The sequence below is a fragment of the Serratia sp. NPDC078593 genome (assembly GCF_050268245.1).
Lineage (GTDB): Bacteria > Pseudomonadota > Gammaproteobacteria > Enterobacterales > Enterobacteriaceae > JBNNGK01.
On sequence record NZ_JBNNGK010000012.1, the window covers coordinates 65599 to 80947 of the forward strand.

Genomic DNA, 15349 nt, shown 5'->3' on the forward strand with positions numbered 1-15349 from the left:
TATAGCCGCCGAAAGGCGGTTTTTGTTTTATACCTTCTCTCCTTGTTCTACACCCCAAATTTTTTCCATGCACTGTCAGTGATAAAACAACTGATTAATCATATCCTGATATGAACAGTTACTACGGCGGACGTGCGGTTTACAAAATAATACTGTGTTCTGGCATCGTCGTTTTATCGCAAGATGTACTTTCAAAAGCACAATACTTTCCCCTTATTTTGCTATACAAACATGTTCTGAAACGTTGTAGTGTTGTAAGTATCCCGCATAATCGAGCCATTCACATTTAGAGATCTTCCGGCATACTCAATCTGCCAACGAAGGAGATCGCTATGCGCAAAGCCCGTTTTACTGAGCATCAGATTATCGCCATAATTAAGTCCGTTGAGGCCGGACGAACTGTTAAGGATGTTTCCGACATCAGCCTTGAGAACCGGGCACTGAAATACGTTATCGAAAAAGTTCTGAAACCAGCCTTTAAGCGTGAGCGGGGGGCATATGTGATAACGACATTTGGACTGAGTGTCTGTCAGGCCTGCCGGAGTCTGAATCTGAACAGAACCGTTTACCATTATCGCCCAGACAGCACGCGTGACGAACCCGTTATTGTCGCGTTGCAGGCTGCGGCCGAACGGTATCCACGCTATGGTTTTCCAACGTTGTTTCAGGTTCTGCGACGGCAGAGATACGCGTGGAATCATGAAAGGATCCACCGTGTTTACTGCCTGCTTAAGCTGAATTTTCGCTGCAAAGGTAAATAATGCCTGCCGGTGCGCAATCCATCAGCGTTGGCTACGCCAGAAACGTTTTCATGCATGACGTCTTGATTTGCGCTCGTCGTTTTCGCACGTTCAATGTCGTTGATGACATTAATCGAGAGGCCTTATCTATTGCAATAGACCTGAACCTACCCGCCAGCGAGTGGGTCGTCTCCTCGATAGGATCGCGGCAAACCGTGGCTATTCGATAATGCTTCGCATGGATAATGACCCGGAGTTTATCTCTCTGACACTGGCTGAATGGGCAGAAAAGCATGCAGTAAAACTGGAGTTTATTAAGCCGGGGAAACCAACGCAGAATGCTTTCATTGAACGTTTTAACCGGACATATCATACAGAAGTACTCGATTTTTATCTGTTCCGGACACTGAATGAAGTGCGTGAAATCACAGAGTAATGGTTGTCAGAATATAACTGTGAACGCCCGCACGAATCGCTGAATAATATGGCACTGGAGGAATACCGCCAACAACAATATCAGGCCGGGAGCTCAAAAAGTGCGTGGAACTAGAGCGGGTCTTTTTATAAACGATAGCGGCGTAAATTTCTGATAATGGATCGGTCGGCTCTTATCTTTCTGGATCACTTCGACTCAATCGCATGCCATAACCCACAATCAATAATGTTATTTACTGATTGAGTTTGATAGGTGTTATCGTATTGTTGCTGGGATGTTTCTTATATAGCACATCATAAAACGGTATCCTCTCCTCACAATACTTCTACAATTGTTGTAACACTATAGAGACTGATAGTGACTCATGTGCAATTGGCAAATTCATAACAGATCTTGTCAGGCCATTAAAAATACATTGATGCTTAGATAATTTTTTGAAAACTATGAGGTATGAGATGAGTAATGTAACGAAGACAGTGACAAAAGATTTTAATTTCAACAGTCAAAGATATAGGGTGTTTATCTCCCATAAAAAAATACGTTTGGACATTTCCAGCCTGTATATATTATGGATGCTAATTCACAATTTGACATAATGGTTAAGAATAACAACGAGAATGATGGCGCACAGGTGATCTATATTGGCGTCGGTTATCAGGATGGTGTAGATATAAAGCAATCCAGAACTAAAGATCTTACGATCTATTCAGCAGATGAAGAGTTTGCAAACGGCGGCGGAGCGGAAGATTTCTATGACTTTATTGTTACGTGTGTCCGTCCTTGGGTTGAGTCGCACTATCCTATAGACGTAAGCCGGCAAACGTTAGCTGGCCATTCGCATGGCGGGCACTTTGTACTCTTTACTGCTCTCAATCATCCCGATGCTTTCCAAAATTATGTGGCGGCAAGCCCATCAATTTGGTGGGGTAACGGTGATTTGATCCCTGAAGGTGAGTTGATGCTTGACGAACGCATCAACAAGTTAACGCTTCTAATCGGGGAGTATGAAGAAACACTACATCCTCTCAGTAGTAATACTGAGAAATCACGAGTTGAAAGGATAAATGCTAAGGCGAAGTTACGGACAAGAAATCTCGCGATGCGACTGATAGCGAATGAACAACGTTGTGATTTTGTCTTTCTTCCCGGACGCCGCCATCCGGGGGTTATTAAAGATTACGCGAAGATCGCTAACATTATTGCCGCGCAAAATCCCCTAAATGATGGGCTCTAGCGTGTCGGTAATGGTGTCGACAATGCCGGTATTGTAACTATATGCGCACATTGTATCTTTAGGTTTCACGTAGGGCGCATGTAAGAATAGTACTCGAGATTCATTATTGTCCGAGGTGCAGCTCAAAAGATGTTGTAATGTTCAGAGAAACGAGCAAAGTTTTTTGGGCTAGGTATTGGGGCTGCATACATGACGGGGCCGCAGGCATGATGCTCGTTAATTAAATAGCGAAAGTTACAGTTATGAACTGGTAATGCTTTGATATAGTTATTTATTTCCATACTTACAAAATTAAGTGTGGCAATGGGTTTGTAGGATTTTTAGCCGGCGTTGTAGTCGATGAAGCGTGAGGTTAATGTGCTAATTATCACTTAATTTATTAATTTCCTAATTAAAATGTCCGGATAAATATCCCTGGTGTATTGAATTACTCCTATATAAAATTATTCTTGGTTAATTGGAATTTCTCGATTTCAACCAAGAATGATCCTGTTTATTTTTGTTTTATTTACGCTCGATTAATCTTGGTGCTATGATTAATTCGCCTTTACCAAGGCGTCTTATTAAAAACAACAACTCTATATCAGCCTGACGACACCCATACTTATATAAGTATGGGTTATGTCTGCCTGAATGACATAAAGAAAAGGAATGCTTTATAATGATAAAAACAAAAACACAGCTCGTTGCAAAACTGTCTCCCATCTGCTTTTTTAGCTTAGTTTCTTGGGGGGCCGTAGCTCATGCAGCAATTACTCCGGCAGGTGGGCCTTCAGTCAGTGCGGGCGCTAATGGCAGCACAGTGATTAATATCAATGCGCCAGGGCAAGGCGGGGTCTCTCACAATATCTATACGCAATTTGATGTAGACAAAGGTGGTGTCGTCCTTAATAACAGTAATGCAGGGAGTGCTACACAACTGGCAGGGAATATTGCAGGTAATGCAAATCTGGCCGGTGGTACGGCATCTATCATCCTTAACGAGGTTAACTCCAACAAGGCTAGCCAGTTGAACGGAATGATAGAAGTTGCAGGTGATAAAGCTCAGGTTATTGTCGCTAACCCATCAGGTATTACTTGCAGTGGTTGCGGGTTTATCAACACCGATCGTGCTACCTTGACCACAGGTAAGGCGCAAATTGCTAATGGTTCGTTACTGGGTTACACCGTTAATAAGGGAACGATCGTCATTGAGGGGAATGGCCTGAATGCGTCGAATGCTGACTATACGGATATTATCTCTCAGGCTGTTCAGATTCATGCTGATATACGGGCTAAAGATCTAAAAGTCACGGCAGGCAGCAATAGGGTAAATAAAGATAATACTCAGATTGATGCACTGCCTCAGTTGGGAAGTAAACCTTTAGTGAGTATTGATGTTGCTAAACTCGGAGGTATGTACGCCAATAAAATTACGTTGGTGAGTACAGATAATGGTGTTGGTGTTCGGAATTCAGGGACTATTAATACTTCAGTGGGTGATATTAGCCTACTATCCGGTGGGTATTTGCAAAACAAAGGAATCATCTCTGCAAAAGGTAATGTAGATGTTAACTTTGAGCAGGGTAACAATGTTAATAGTAAAAAAAATCATATGGTTTCCAATTTAGATAGTGGTGTTATTACATCCGGAAAAAATGTAAATATTGACGTTGGTAATGGCTCGTTAGTTAATGCGGCTTTAATTTCTAGTGGCAATGATATAAACGTAGTTGGTACGATTTTCGATAACAATCATGGTAAAATTGAAAGTAAAGGGTTTATTGATATAAGTCAAAAACCTTACTCCAATGGCTATGGAGTAACACTTCGTAACTCTAATGGTGTTATTAGCTCAGTTAATGGAGTGAAAATTAAAACTGCTGGTGTTAGCAATAGAGATGGTATTATTACAACAAGTCTCGGTGGGGTTGATATAGATGCTCAGGGAAGTATGAATGCACCAGGATATGCCTTAGATAATACGAACGGTATTATTGAAGCCTGTTGTGAAATAAATTTAAATGTTAATGGTATTGAAAATAGAAATGGAGTAATTCAAGCCCTTGATAATATAAATATTAATACCAAACTAAACTCATTGGCAAATGATCTTGGGGTTATCCGTAGTCAAAATGATATTTATATTGACGGGTTTAGAGTAAATAACGTTGGCGGCACGATAATGGCCGCGAATCATTTAGATATTAATACCGGCAATGGTGTGATAACTAATGCTGGGACATTAAATAATCCAGTCGGTGCGGGCTTGTTCAGTGGTAAGGGAGGTACAATACTATCCTCAGGATCTCTATTCAATAGCAATGGTCTTATTGCATCAAAAGGTGATGTTGTCAGCAATTCTACCGGTACTGATAATAGGAATGGTACGATTCAAGCTGAAGGTAATGTGACCATTAACTCTATTACTCTATCTAATGATAAAGGAAAAATAAACTCAATAAAAGATACCGTAGTTACCACTAAGTCTTTGAATAATATGTATGGCGAAATTACTGCAGAAGGTAAGGCAAGTTTAATTTTGTCGAGCAACTATCAGAACTTTGGTAAGTTGAGTGGTAATGAAGGAGTTTATATTTCCAGTACCGGTTATGTTATAAACAATGGAAGCATTAACTCACAGAATGGTGTGACAACCGTTAATAGTACACGCTTCCAAAACAATCGTGGTGGGAGCGTGAATAGCCCAGCTGGAATAAATTTAGAGTTGGGAATGCCTAGTTCATATATCAATTTTGGATATATTAATGGTCCTGTAAGTCTTAGTAAAAATTAATAGTAGTACAGCTCTAAAATATTTTAATTTATACGATTAAACTAATACGTTACCAATAAACCAACACTTACGGTTGTAGGTGTTGGTTCATTCGTTAAGTTGCTATTCATCGAATGTGTATTAGAGAGAGGGTTATTGCTCTGCAAGCACCATTAACAAAGAGAAGTGGCTCTTACCAGACTATTCCTATAAAAAAGATATTTCTCACTCGATGTGAAAATTTGTTTCTACGAATAGTGGAGAAAAAAAAGCCCCTCATAAGAGGGGCAACATACAACAACACCAGGGAAATCGGTTATAAATCTTAGTTATTGTAAGGTTTTTGAGACGAAAGTTTAATAAAAAAAGTGATGCAAAAATTCAGCATGGTGATGTGTATTTGCATCAACAGGGCGTTTGCACCATTTATGTTCGATAAAATTACCCACTATGAGACGGAGTTTCGTTTTTGCGGAAGTAATGCCCACAATTCGGGCAAATCATCGTCATGTTCTTCATCAGTTTTAGGCGCTCTTGAGCCGATACGCGTGAGCATTCTGGACAGGTAACGTCAATGGATGAATGTCGAAACATCTTGAAGGCACTCAAGATAGTCATATCTTTAACCGGGTAGATGTGTGGGGATTTAGTATACGCTTATTGGTGATATATTGTGCGGTCTTTCTTTTTACGCAGAGATTGGTTTCTGAGTTTGTACTGTCATTTGATCATTAAATTGACGCCCTTTGCTAGGCGTCAGGCGTTAAGTCGATGTTCAGGAAGGGAAACTGGCTACTTTAGGTATGCTCGGAGCGCTAATGGAAATGATAAAAAAATCATTATCCTTAAAAATACGCGCTCCTTTATCTTGGCAAATTGTCGTAAGCTCGGAAATATCATCGGCGCTGACCGGATAATCCAGTTTGATTCTCTTTACTTTCCCTGTCGAGATGGCAACTTTAGCTTCTTTCTTGCTTTTAACTGTAATTGTCATAATAACCTTTTATTTCATAATGTTAAAGGTAGTAGCTGACCAAGTCGGCTTTAGCAAACTAGCTTTATGGGGGCTATGACGCAAGCCGTAAGCTATAGCTTCCCTTAAAAACGTGATATTTATCCCATTTATGATGAAAATAAAGCTCTAAAAAGAGGGCGGTTAAATAATGACGCAATTTTTTGCAGAATGGCGAGATTTTGTTAAATCTAATTACAATTATTGAGTAACCCTAAAATAATTGTGTATTGCGAAAAATCCTAAACCCGAGCAGTTACGTAGGACGTGCTTGCTCATTTTCGGGAAAAATCTTATTGTTCTCCTATTGTGAGTTAAATCTCGTTATCTTTGTTAGCATAATATGAAATATATTACAGCATGCTTTACGATGACTGATTTTAGGGGAATTGGGTAACGATGATAGATTATACTCTGTATGGGTTGCCACAAGAGAATGCGCACCTTTATCGTGATAAATTAAGCGCGATTTTTGGTGAAAGTATTATTCATTTACTTATGGCACAGAGAGCAATTAATAAAGACAATATTTTTAAGTATTTAGTCTCTGAAATTGAACGACAGCCAGAGCATCAGCAAAAATATTACCGGGCTGCACTGGAAACTATAGGCTTACATGCCCGTTAGTCAGTCCTATGATAGAGAAAATAAAGCTAGCAATGACGGATGTAGCCGCCATCATCCTGTAGACGGCTAAATTAATGTTTGATACTTAGAAGCGTCTTTAGGCAATGGTATCGGCAACGGTATTAACAACACCGCTGATTTCAACAGCGATTTGAGCAGAACTGTCTTGTGCTACATGTGTAGTATTATCCAGTGCAGCGATCAGGCCATCTGTGCTCAAATTACCGGAAGTCACTCCATCGGTGACACCGCCGACCGTATCGGTAATATCTCCTGCGGTGTCACCAATCTTGTCTAAGATACCCTCTGCGATGCCAGTAACAGTATCGGCTATCCCGCCGATGACACCGCTAACGGTGCCAACTACTCCTACAACGGTACCAACGACACCGCTGACAATTCCGGTTAAACCGCTTAATAAACCGGTTAAGCTACCTAAGTTTAAAGCCATAGAACCTCCAGAGTTAAGGGGATCACACATTCATGTTTGCTCTTGAACCGGTTTTGGCCGGTTCAACATGTATAGTTCAGAAATTAAAAATCTGTCAATGAAATTGGCAATTTTATATAAGAAATATTTAATTGATGGGTAGGGCGTATGACAGCGAATCTTAACCGTCAGTGTACGAGGATGTGATTGAAACCTTAAGGCATCAATTGAGGTTAAGCTTTTGATCTACAATGTGAGATGGTTTTAATTTGACTATTCACTTCTTTTTGTATTGATTGTAACTCATTGTAAATATAGGGTTAAAAATTAAGCCCCCCATCTCTAGATAGGAAAGGGGGCCTTTAAGCAGATTAATCCAGTTTTGGATGCTGATCGATCAACACTTGCTTTTTCTTCTCTAGTGTCTTGATTTGTTCTTCCAAATCAGTGATTTCGTCACTGATATTTTCCACCTTTAGTTCAATATTATCGTAGGTTTCCTGCAGTAACTCTTTAGCTTCAGAGCGGTCGGATGCAGCCGGTGTCGCACCACGTAGTGGTTTATTTGCCGTTTCCTTCATGTAAAGACCGGTGACCAAACCAATGACTGCAACCACCATCAGATAATAGGCTGGCATGTACAAGTTGCCGCTAGATTCAACCAGCCAAGCGGCAATAGTTGGCGTTGCACCAGCGACTAATACCGAGATATTGAAGGAGATAGCCAGTGCGCTGTAGCGTATGTGAGTCGGGAACATTGCTGGTAAGATGGATGCCATCACGCCGGTAAAGGAGTTTAGTAATACGGCCAGAATCAGCAGGCCAACGAAAATGAGGCCAATAACGTTGCTGTTTATCAAAAAGAAACACGGTATAGCGAGTACCAACAAGCCGATACTGCCACCTATGACAAAGGGTTTACGACCAATTCGGTCACTGGTTAAGCCAATCACGGGTTGCACAAATAACATACCCAGCATGATGGCAATGATGATCAGCACGCCGTGACTTTCTGAATAATGCAGGTTATGCGACAGATAACTTGGCATATAGGTTAGCAGCATGTAATAGGTCACATTGGTGGCAATCACCAAACCTACACAGACTAATAGGCTGCGCCAGTGATTGGCTGCAATTTGTTTGAAGGTAGAACGCGGTGGATTTTGAATAGCATCGCGATCGTTTTTTTCCATCTTATCGACGTGTTGCTGAAATGCCGGGGTTTCTTCCAGCGCATGGCGCAAATATAGGCCGATAATACCAAGCGGGGCGGCCAAGAAGAAAGGAATACGCCAGCCCCAATCAAGGAAGTTGGCTTCACCAATAGTGCTTGAGATTAGCACCACCACGCCAGCACCGAGTACGAAACCAGCGATGGAGCCAAAATCTAGCCAACTGCCCATAAAACCGCGTTTCCGGTCTGGCGAGTATTCAGCAACGAAAATCGCAGCCCCAGAATATTCACCGCCGACTGAAAAGCCCTGTGCTAGTTTAGCGAGCAGCAGTAGGATAGGTGCCCAGATACCAATTGATGCATAAGACGGTATCAGTCCAATACAAAATGTACTGATCGCCATAATAATGATGGTGACAGAAAGCACCTTCTGTCTACCGAATTTATCACCCATAGCACCAAAGAATATCCCTCCCAGTGGACGAACTAGGAAAGGCACTGAGAACGTCGCCAGTGCGGCAATCATTTGTACGCCGGGGGATGCGCCAGGAAAGAATACTTGTCCAAGCGCGTAGGCGACAAAACCGTAAACACCAAAATCGAACCACTCCATTGCATTACCTAAAGCGGCTGCGGTAATGGCTTTTTTGAGTTTACTGTCATCAATAATAGTTATGTCATTAATATGCAATGGCTTATTGCGTTTTTTTCTTAGCTTCATAGCGTCATCCCTTAATACATTGGTCTATCGTGGCTTTGTCATTTCTTGTTTCACGAAGATTTGCCCAGATATCATTACCGCTAATATTAGCGCACTGAAAAAACTGTCATTCAGCGGCACGTTTTTTCACGCCCGGCGTTAATATTGCCGTTTTATGTCATTAACGTGACTAATTTTTTGTATCTATATCTTAACGTTATATGTGACGACGATCAAATCTTCGAGATTGGCTTACCGCTGTTTTGATGAGGTTACAGGAGGGGGAATAATCAACAAGCGCATGAATTGCCAAGGTAAATTCATCATCTCAACGTTATTATATAAAGCATGATTATAGTAACGGATGTCATTATGTGGGTTCAACTACGTCTAATTATTAAGAAATTATCTCTTTTCGCACTCTACTCTGTGGTTCTGGCTCTGTTGATGGGGCTGTTGATGATTGATGTTCATTGGTTACATAATTTTGTTCATGAGATGTCGTTGACCGAGTTCGCTCAGGAGATTTTGCTGGCAATTATTGTTTTCAGTTTCTTCATCTCTGCGAAGCGGCACCCATTATATAGACACTCTAGGGTATTGATTGGTGGTTTCTTTTTATGCATGTTGATACGTGAGTTGGATTTTGTTTTTGATTATTTACATCATGGTGCCTGGGTATGGTTGGCATTGTTCACCACCGTGGTCTGTGTGTGGTATGCCATTCGTCAACCGAAGGCAACCGTTGATGGTTTAGCACATTTTTTTACCCACTCTAGTTACGGTATGATGTGTGCGGGGTTGCTCTGTATTTTGGTTTTCTCGCGTCTTTTTGGCATGCACCAACTGTGGCAGGACCTAATGCTAGATAGGTATGATCGAGTGGTAAAGAACATGGTGGAAGAGGGATGCGAAATCCTTGGTTACGCTCTCTGCTTTTTTGCTACCTGTAGCTATTTGAGCCGCAATAAGCAATCATGAAAATGAGCCTTGTGATGCTAATGCGTGACGAGGCTTCATAGTTATGTTCGCCTGTGTGATATGTGTTGCGCAATGACGCTATAAAACAGGGCATTCATTTAATCTTCTAAAGTTATTGCTAATATAATAAACGCGTTGTTGATGTTGATAATTAAGCTGCAGAATTTCCTGACTTACATTGATATTATTAGCTGGGATTATATTTCATGAAAATGAAAAATAAATAGGCAGCCTGATGGTTTGAATTTATACTGGGCATAGAAATAGGTTGATAGCGAATTTGGATTTTTCTGTAATATGATGTCTCACCAACCAGAGCCCGGCGTTAATATCTATCAATATCCCGAACACCTACGCGACTACCTGGCAATTTTACCAAAAGCACCAGGCGTTTATGTGTTTCATGGCAACGGTGATCGAATGCCGTTGTACATTGGTAAGAGTGTGAATATCCGCAGCCGTGTGATGGCCCATTTTCGTTGCAAAGATGAGGGAAAGCTCTTACGGCAAACCCAGCGCATTAGCTTCATTGAAACAGCGGGTGAACTAGGGGCATTGCTAATTGAAGCGCAGATGATAAAGAAGCTTCAGCCCTTGTTTAACAAACGGTTACGCCGCTCTCGTCAATTATGCTCGTTGTATTTACACGCTCAGCGGCTTGATATTGTTTATGCTAAAGATATTGATTTTGCGACCACGCCTGCGCTATATGGTTTGTTCGCTAATCGCACCACTGCGTTAGAAAAATTGCGTGCTATCGCGGATGAACATCGCTTATGTTACGGCACGTTAGGCATTGAAACTTTACCGAGTGGCAAAGCCTGCTTTCGTTATAGTTTGCGTAAATGTCACGGTGTCTGTTGTGGTGAGGAAAGCCTTGAGGCGCATACTCTGCGTCTGGTTCGTGCATTGGAAAGGTTGCAGATTAACTGTTGGCCATATCGCGGGCGGGTGGCTTTATTTGAACAACGTGAGCGTTTTCAACAATATCATATTATCCATAACTGGTTTTATCTGGGCACGGTGAGTTCGTTGGATCAGGCAGAATGTTTACAGCGTACCGCCAGCCATTTTGATAGTGATAGTTATAAGGTTTTATGCCGTCCTCTGTTGAGTGGCGAGTATCCGATGATAGAGATGGATGAATAGTCGGTTGAATCGATTCTTTGCTAGACTGTAGTAAGCCAGACTTATTGCATGGCAACCGGAGGTCGATATGTCTGAATCAAGCCAACTACAGGCGTTAATGCAACGTGTTGCTGTGCTGGAAGCGCGCGAGAAGGTTCTGACAGCAGAGTCTAATGCTTACCAAGCCATCATTACTACCCTATTGGGTAATCTGGATGAATCTTTACGTGACTCGGTTATCACGATGATCGAGCAAGCGCATGAGATCGCCTATGCGCGTGCTATTCACCGTGGTAATAGTAACCAGCAGAACAGAATTAAGCAGGCAGATGATGTTGCACAGCGTATGTTTATGTTTGCTCAGGGTAAGATGTCGCAATCGCGTTAAATAACTATAACAGTTTGTGGTTTTTTATTGCTGAATTGTTCTACCTGACTCAACTGTACTTGTGCTAGTTTGAGGGACGATTATTGATAGAAATTATCTTCCCACGTTAAGGTTGCAAAGATGGACGCGATTAAAAACATCCTGGTGAAAGAGATCGAGCAAATTAACCAGCAAGAACGGCGTGACGGCAAACCACGTTTCAATAGCGAGTTTGCCCGCAATCACCGCTATCTCTGTTTTGCTATGTTTGCGGGCTATTTTGCAGTCATCGCGGTCATGTATCCGGTACCTTATATGGGGACGTGGTCATTTATTGGTTTTACCGCTTTTGTGTTGTTCATGTTCGCCATGTTGCTTATTGAAATCAAACCGACTTATCGATTCGAAGATATCGGCGTACTTGACCTGCGAGTTTGTTACAACGGTGAATGGTTCTTTACGCGTGCACTTTCGTCAACAGCGGTTGCAGAGCTGTTTGCTGAACCGGCCATTAGTCATCGGTTGAAGACACGTTTGCAGCAAATTCTTGCCAGCAAAGGTGAACTGGATTTTTATGATGTATATGACTTGGCTTACAGTAAAAAACTGCAGGATACCCCGGCGTTAGTTGCGACTCATTGAAAGGTTTGCGACGACAAGAATGTCAATTATACTCTACTTTTGACGTCATTAAAGAGTAAGGAAGTAACAATGAGTGATGACATTTTTGATTTTGACATTGATGCTGAATTGGCCGTAGCTGAACAAAAAGCGGCCGAAAAAGCGATTGAAGTTCCAGAAATCCTTGAAGATGAAGCTGACTGCGAAGGATGCAAAATCTAATTTTTTTGCCGCTAAAGCACCGGTAAAACGGTTTTTAGACCGCTGATAACGTATCGAATCTCCAGCAATATTTTTAGCACCGTGAGCCGTTATAATCACTCACGGTGCATTTGATTTGCCTATCCCGCCAATCGCCAATCCCAAACTACTAATGCCGCTGGTGAGATTGACAATTACTCCAATAAGAATCCCCAGATTAAAAATCCGGCTACGATACACAAAAAAAGTACCGAAACGGTGATTAGAATCTTTCCCAACAGGTCTTTCTCTTGTTCGCGTTCTGTCACGTTACGTCATCCAAAAAAATTTATGAACCAAATCGGCAATTCCCTGATCAAGACTGACATGTCTCTCATTACTGAGGCTTTTCTCTATTTTTAATCAGCGGGTTACTGAGTTTTATACTTTGAGTGAGAATTTAACCATGCCGTAACCTTCTCTGAATTGCACAGCCAATATTAAGAGTTTTCTTAAGTCTATAAGTTCCAAACGATTGGATCTTATGTGCGTGTATAAAGGAAGTTGCTGAGATAGAAAATGGCGCGGACGCGCCAGGCTGCGTTACGAGTACAGAAAGCGACTACCGGGTAAGGTCTTAGCTATGGTGCTAACTATTGCTCAGGATGAATTAGGCGGACAAAAATCTCATCCGCCAGAATGAATTAATCTTCACCGATCTTTACGCCGATTTTACTGACCTGATTACCTTCCATTTCAGCAATTGTCCAGGTTAGACCATCCCACTCGACATGGTCACCCACTACCGCTTCACCCCCTATCATCTGGATAACAAACTGGCCCAAGGTTTGCTGTTCGTCTATCCCATCTTGTAGGTTTAGTCCGTAAATTTGCGAAATATCGCTCAATTTTGCATCCGATTGCAGAATGAAATCGCCGAAGAAACGTTCGTCTAGTGTTATCGCTGGTGCTTGACTAAACAGTTTGCCTAACGCGGGCAAGTCATGCTCATGACCAATAACGCACAGAATATCTTGCTCTCGAAGACGCGTGCTGCCGCTAGGGTGTAACAGTTCTTTGCCTCGGAACACGGCTGCGATGCGTGTTCCCGGCGGCATTTTAAGTTCGCGTAACGCTGCGCCAACGCACCAATTTTCCGCGGTTAACTGGTAAACAAACTGCTCCCATTGATTTTCAGGATGAATATCCAGCCCAACACGAGAGATAGGCGACAAGGCAGGCGGCACCACAACCTTGGCTTTCTTGGCTGCAAAAGAGAGCGTGGTACCCTGTAACAGTAAGGAAACCAATACGACGAAAAATGCCACATTAAAGAACAGATGGGCGTTGGGTAATCCTGCCATCATCGGAAATACGGCAAGAATGACCGGCACCGCACCGCGTAGGCCAACCCAGGAAATAAATACGCGTTCGCGTAGCGTAAAGTTGCGAAACGGTAACAAACCGATAAAGACCGAAATCGGGCGGGCAAATAAAATCATCCACAACGATAGCATCAGCGCGGGAAGGGCGATCGGCAACAGATTGCTGGGTGTCAGCAATAAACCAAGTACCAGGAACATGGCAATTTGGCTCAACCAAGCCAAACCATCGAAGGTTTGTACTATGCCATGACGGTTGCGAATCGGTCGGTTGCCAAGGACTAATCCGCACAGGTATACGGCCAGAATACCACTGCCATTAAGTGCCGTCGTCAGCGCAAAAATAAGGATGCCGCCGCTTACCGCCAGCAAGGGATAGAGGCCTTCGGGCAATTTAATGCGGTTAATCTGTGCCAGCAGTAGCCAGCCGCCACCGAGGCCAAAAGCAATGCCTAAGCCGAATTGCTGCAATACATGTAGCAAGAAGCTCCAACTGAGCGTGGTTTCACCGGCGGAGATCATGGCAATCAGCGTAATCGTCAGGAATACCGCCATGGGATCGTTACTGCCTGACTCGATCTCCAATGTCGCGCCGACACGTTCATTCAGCCCTTTACCGCCTAATAACGAGAACACGGCGGCGGCATCGGTCGAACCGATGATGGCACCGATTAGCAAACCTTGTAGTAAATCGATATTAAACAGCCAAGCTGCCGCTAAACCGGTTAAACCCGCAGTTATCACTACGCCGACCGTTGCCAATGATAACGCAGGCCATAACGCAACACGGAAAGAGCTGACGCGGGTGCGCATACCGCCGTCAAGCAGGATCACCGCCAGAGCCAGGTTGCTGACCAGATAGGCAACAGGATAATTATCGAAGGGGATACCGCCAATACCATCAACGCCGGCCAGCATGCCGATCGCCAAGAATATGACTAGAATAGGAATGCCCAGACGCGATGAGAAAGAACTAAGGAGGATACTGGCCCCTACCAACACGGCGCCGATGATAAACAAGTTATTGATCGTGCTGGCATCCAAAATAATCTTCTCCTTTGGCGGGTTGACGTGGTGCGCGATTACGCGTCGGCCCCTAATGATAGCCTGTTTTTTGGGTAAAACGCTAAGGCTGATTTGGGGATGACTTGGTTTTTATCGGCACTGTTTCGATAAACTCGAGAGAAGAGCGTTAAAAACATCGCTGTTTGAGATTTTATACTGATAGATCAGCAGTTTGGTGGTTGAGAAGAAAACGAATTATTCATTGATATCACGAATCAGGAGAATAACCATTAAACCTCTGATGAGGCTTAATGGTTATTGGGCAGAGTGCGCTCTAATGGTCGAGAGACTGCAGTGCTCGCCGGATCAATTCTGAGGCGAGTTTGCGCTCGCCTTCTGAAACGCCATCAAGATTAAAATTAGCAAGATCATGTACTAAGATGCTGCGATCTTTACCGCTGATGGAAGCATCCAACGCTGAAAGTAATCTACCCAGAATTTTCAGTAGGGTGGTATTGGTTGGTACCGATTCTTGCATTGAGATGTCTTTATCACTCATTAAAAATCCTCTCTGTCG

At 42.7% G+C, this 15349-nt stretch carries 14 protein-coding genes and 1 pseudogene; 9 read left to right on the top strand and 6 right to left on the bottom strand.

Annotated elements, in window-relative coordinates:
* The first annotated feature begins 332 nt into the window (after positions 1–332).
* The 3 genes and pseudogenes from ACQKDS_RS14245 to ACQKDS_RS14255 all read left to right on the top strand — a co-directional run bounded on the left by ACQKDS_RS14245 (position 333) and on the right by ACQKDS_RS14255 (position 5186).
* Positions 333–1290: pseudogene (locus ACQKDS_RS14245) on the top strand (IS3 family transposase).
* A 454-nt stretch (positions 1291–1744) separates the two neighbouring features.
* Positions 1745–2410, top strand: coding sequence for an alpha/beta hydrolase (locus tag ACQKDS_RS14250; protein ID WP_399672732.1), 666 nt, complete (start codon positions 1745–1747; stop codon positions 2408–2410).
* 661 nt (positions 2411–3071) lie between these two features.
* Positions 3072–5186, top strand: coding sequence for a filamentous hemagglutinin N-terminal domain-containing protein (locus tag ACQKDS_RS14255; protein WP_399672734.1), 2115 nt, complete (start codon positions 3072–3074; stop codon positions 5184–5186).
* 420 nt (positions 5187–5606) lie between these two features.
* On the opposite strand, the gene ACQKDS_RS14260 is transcribed toward ACQKDS_RS14255, so the two are convergent.
* Entirely contained in the window at positions 5607–5783 is a 177-nt protein-coding gene (locus ACQKDS_RS14260) for a YnfU family zinc-binding protein (protein ID WP_399672736.1), read from the bottom strand.
* 157 nt (positions 5784–5940) lie between these two features.
* Positions 5941–6159 carry a hypothetical protein gene (locus ACQKDS_RS14265; RefSeq protein WP_399672738.1) on the bottom strand — a complete coding sequence of 73 codons (219 nt, stop codon included), beginning with the start codon at positions 6157–6159 and terminating at the stop codon, positions 5941–5943.
* 417 nt (positions 6160–6576) lie between these two features.
* Here ACQKDS_RS14265 and ACQKDS_RS14270 point away from each other — a divergent pair, with 417 nt between their 5' ends.
* Positions 6577–6804: a hypothetical protein gene (locus tag ACQKDS_RS14270; RefSeq protein WP_399672740.1), complete on the top strand. Its 228-nt coding sequence runs from the start codon at positions 6577–6579 to the stop codon at positions 6802–6804.
* Between the two features lie 97 nt (positions 6805–6901).
* On the opposite strand, the gene ACQKDS_RS14275 is transcribed toward ACQKDS_RS14270, so the two are convergent.
* A complete protein-coding gene (locus tag ACQKDS_RS14275; protein ID WP_399672742.1) occupies positions 6902–7255 on the bottom strand; it encodes a hypothetical protein in 354 nt (117 codons plus the stop codon).
* Positions 7256–7605: 350 nt separating this feature from the next.
* On the bottom strand, positions 7606–9129 hold the full coding sequence (gene proP, locus ACQKDS_RS14280) for a glycine betaine/L-proline transporter ProP (protein ID WP_399672744.1): 1524 nt from the start codon (positions 9127–9129) through the stop codon (positions 7606–7608).
* 351 nt (positions 9130–9480) lie between these two features.
* Between proP and ACQKDS_RS14285 the strand changes: the two genes are divergently transcribed.
* From ACQKDS_RS14285 to ACQKDS_RS14305, 5 genes are all read left to right on the top strand, one after another.
* Positions 9481–10089: a hypothetical protein gene (locus tag ACQKDS_RS14285; RefSeq protein WP_399672746.1), complete on the top strand. Its 609-nt coding sequence runs from the start codon at positions 9481–9483 to the stop codon at positions 10087–10089.
* A gap of 297 nt (positions 10090–10386) precedes the next feature.
* Complete coding sequence (cho, locus tag ACQKDS_RS14290) at positions 10387–11238, top strand: excinuclease Cho (protein WP_399672748.1); 852 nt, start codon at positions 10387–10389, stop codon at positions 11236–11238.
* A gap of 67 nt (positions 11239–11305) precedes the next feature.
* A complete protein-coding gene (locus ACQKDS_RS14295; RefSeq protein ID WP_399672750.1) occupies positions 11306–11605 on the top strand; it encodes a hypothetical protein in 300 nt (99 codons plus the stop codon).
* Between the two features lie 120 nt (positions 11606–11725).
* Positions 11726–12226 carry a YlaC family protein gene (locus ACQKDS_RS14300; RefSeq protein WP_399672752.1) on the top strand — a complete coding sequence of 167 codons (501 nt, stop codon included), beginning with the start codon at positions 11726–11728 and terminating at the stop codon, positions 12224–12226.
* A 69-nt stretch (positions 12227–12295) separates the two neighbouring features.
* On the top strand, positions 12296–12427 hold the full coding sequence (locus tag ACQKDS_RS14305) for a hypothetical protein (RefSeq protein ID WP_399672754.1): 132 nt from the start codon (positions 12296–12298) through the stop codon (positions 12425–12427).
* A 662-nt stretch (positions 12428–13089) separates the two neighbouring features.
* Here ACQKDS_RS14305 and ACQKDS_RS14310 read toward each other — a convergent pair.
* Positions 13090–14811 carry a potassium/proton antiporter gene (locus tag ACQKDS_RS14310; RefSeq protein WP_399672756.1) on the bottom strand — a complete coding sequence of 574 codons (1722 nt, stop codon included), beginning with the start codon at positions 14809–14811 and terminating at the stop codon, positions 13090–13092.
* A gap of 295 nt (positions 14812–15106) precedes the next feature.
* Positions 15107–15331 (bottom strand): hypothetical protein, encoded by a 225-nt coding sequence (locus ACQKDS_RS14315; protein WP_399672758.1) that lies wholly within the window; start codon positions 15329–15331, stop codon positions 15107–15109.
* Between the last annotated feature and the right edge of the window lie 18 nt (positions 15332–15349).